The organism is Streptomyces antioxidans (assembly GCF_000968685.2).
GTDB lineage: Bacteria > Actinomycetota > Actinomycetes > Streptomycetales > Streptomycetaceae > Streptomyces > Streptomyces antioxidans.
Map to the genome: position 1 here is coordinate 1 of NZ_LAKD02000164.1, position 3,347 is coordinate 3,347.

The 3,347-nt window shown below is 71.0% G+C and carries 1 protein-coding gene; it reads left to right on the forward strand.

The window, feature by feature from the left end; genetic code table 11:
• The coding region (locus VT50_RS37140; protein ID WP_143645351.1) for a condensation domain-containing protein at positions 1 to 3,347 on the forward strand (3,347 nt) is incomplete at both ends.

A 3,347-nucleotide genomic window follows, 5' to 3' on the forward strand; every position in this document is an offset into this window, starting at 1 on the left:
AAACACCTCATCGCCTACACCACCACCAACCCGGGCGTTCACCGGGCGACGGACGTGGTGGAACAGCAGGTCGAGGAGTGGCGCGCGGTCTATGACTCCCTCTACGGGGACCGGGCCGCCACTTCGCTGAGTGAGGACTTCGTCGGCTGGGACAGCAGCTACGACCAGCGGCCCATCCCCCTGCGGGAGATGCGGGAATGGCTGGACACGACCGTGGAGCGCATCAGCGCGCTCGGCCCGCGCGATGTCCTGGAGATCGGAGTCGGCACCGGTCTGCTCCTGTCACGCCTGGCCCCGGACTGTGCCAGCTACTGGGGTACGGACATCTCGGAGCCCGCCATCGCCGCCCTGGGCCAGCGAGTGGCGCGGGATCCCGCGCTGGCCAGAGGCGAAGGCCGAGTGACGCTCGAGTGCCAGCCCGCCCATGACTTCAGCACGCTGCCCGAGGGGCATTTCGACACCGTCGTCATCAACTCCGTCGTCCAGTACTTCCCGAACGTCGACTACCTGACCGATGTCATCACCCATGCCATGGCGGCCCTCAAGCCTGGCGGGAAGCTGTTCATCGGAGACGTGCGCAACCTTCGCCTGCTGCGCTGCTTCGCCACCGCGGTCGCCCTCACCCAGGCGCCCGCGTGGACCACTCCGGAGAGTCTGCGCGCCACCGTGGACAACGCCATCCGCCTGGAGCGGGAACTCCTGGTGGATCCGGAGTACTTCACCACCCTCACGTCCGCCGTGCCCGCCATCGGCGCCGTCGACGTCCGCGTCAAGCGTGGTTCGGCGCGCAATGAACTCACCCGGCACCGCTACGACGTCATCCTCACCAAGGGTCCCGTCACGCCCCTCGCCACCGACCGCGCACCGCAACTGCGGTGGGGTGAGGACATCCGTACGGTGGACGAGCTGCGCGACGCGCTGACGGAAGACCGCCGCCCACCAGCGCTGCGGGTGCGTGATATCCCCAACATCCGGCTGACCGGCGAGCTCACGGCCCTGCGGCAGATCGACACCGGTGCCGGCCCGGACGACGTCCGGCACCATCTCACGGCGGCGGCCCCGGCGGCCGGGCGCGACGGCTCGGAGCCGGATCCAGACGAAGAGCCGGACACGGTGCCAGGCACACAGCCGGACGGAGAGCCGGGCACCACACCGGACCCGGAAGCGCTCCACCGGCTCGCCGAAGCGCATGGCTATGACCTGGCGCTGCACTGGGCGACCGATGAGGGGCGTCTCGATGGCGTGTTCATCGACCTCAGCGCCGACCGGCAGAGGCCGGTCTCCGACAAGGCCACCCCCGACACCGCCGCCACCGACGGGCCCACCCTCGGCGTCCCCACTCTCGACATCGCCACACCGCCCTCCACCACACCCCGCCGTCCCGCCTCCGCCTACGCCAACGAGCCCGGGCAAGCACTCGGCAAGGGTACGGTGGTCGCCTCGCTCCGCGCGTACCTCAGCGAGCGACTGCCCGCCCATATGGTGCCCTCGGCGGTCATCGCGCTGGACCGGATGCCACTGACGCCGAACGGCAAGCTCGACCGCGCGGCCCTTCCCGCGCCCGACTTCTCCGCACTCGCTTCGGGACGCCCCGCGGCCACACCGCTGGAAGCACGGCTGTGTGGCCTCTTCGGTGAGGTGCTCGGAGTCCCCGATGTAGGCGCGGACAGGAGCTTCTTCAACCTGGGTGGCGACAGCGTCCTCGCCATGCGGCTGGTCAGCCGCGCCCGCTCGGATGGGCTCATCCTCACACCGGGACAGGTCTTCCAGCACCGGACTCCGGAGGGCCTCGCTTCCGTCGCCCACTCCGGAAGCGGCCCGGCAGCCCCGTCACAGGAGTCCACCTCCGGGGAACCGGAGCCCTTGGTGACCCTCACCCCGCCCGAATACGCGACCCTGTCGGCGGAGTGCCCCGGCCTGGTGGCAAAGGCCACGCACACCGCCGACGCCGACACCGCCCAGCTGCTGCCGCTGACACCTCTCCAGAGCGGACTGCTGTTCCACGCGGTGTACGACGAGGCGGCCCCGGATGTCTATCTGGTGCAGTTCGCCTTCCACCTCGAAGGGGAGGTCAGCGGCGCACGCTTCCGGCGGGCGGCGGACACCCTGCTGCGCCGCCACCCGAACCTGGCCGCGTCCTTCCATCACCACGGGTTGTCCCAGCCCGTGCAGGTGGTGGCGCCCGCGGTCCCCTCCGTCTGGCAAGAGCTGGATCTCGGCGACCTTCCCGAAGAGGAGCGCACCGCCGCGTTCGACCGGTGGCTGACCGAGGACCGCGCCACGCGGTTCGACCTCACCCGGCCGCCGCTGATCCGCTTCGCACTCGTCCATTGGGGCGCGGATCAGTACCGGGTGGTGATGACCAGCCACCACATCCTGCTGGACGGCTGGTCCGTCCCGCTCGTCGTCCAGGAACTGTTCACGCTGTACGAGCGGGACGGGGACGACTCGGGCCTGCCCGCCACCCCGCCCTACCGGGAGTACCTGCGCTGGCTGCGACGGCAGGACCGGGACGCGGCCCGCGCCGCCTGGCGCACGGCGCTGGCCGGTGTGGAGGAGCCCACCCTGCTGGCACCGGCCGATCCGGGCCGTACGACGGTGGCGCCCGACGAGATGGCCGTCGATCTGTCGGCGGAGCGGACCGCCCAACTCGCGCAGCGCGCGCGCCGGCTGGGGCTCACCCTCAACACGCTGGTGCAGACCGCGTGGGCCATTCTGCTAGGACGCCTGACCGGCCGGGACGACGTGGTGTTCGGTACGACGGTGGCGGTGCGCCCGGCGGAGGTGGCGGGCATCGAGTCATTGGTCGGGCTGTGCATCAACACGGTGCCGGTACGTGTCCGGGTGCCGGTGGGCCGTCCGGTGGAGGAGTTGCTGACGGCCGTACAACGCCAGCACGGTGAGCTCTCCGCACACCACCATCTGGGGCTGTCGGAGCTGCGGCCCGCCACCGGAACGGGGCAGCTCTTCGACACGGTGGTGGTCTTCGAGAACTACCCCGTGGGTGCCGGGGCGCATGCGCGGGCGGCCCGCGCCGGGCTGCGGCTGACGGCCACCGATGGCCGGGACGCCACCCACTACCCGTTGGCAGTGGTCGTGGTCCCGGGCGAACAGCTGCGGTTGCGCCTCGGCTACCGGCCGGATGTGTTCGAGGCCCCGGCCGTACGGGCGGTGGCGCAGCGGCTGGTCCGCGTCCTGGAGGCCATCGCCGACGATCCGGGCCGGAACGTCGACCGGATCGATGTGCTCTCGGATGACGAACGGAAGCGGCTGATACCGCGTCGGGACGCCCGTGTCGCGGAGGCCGACCCGAAGGTGTCGTTGTCGGGGTTGTTCGAAGAGTGGGC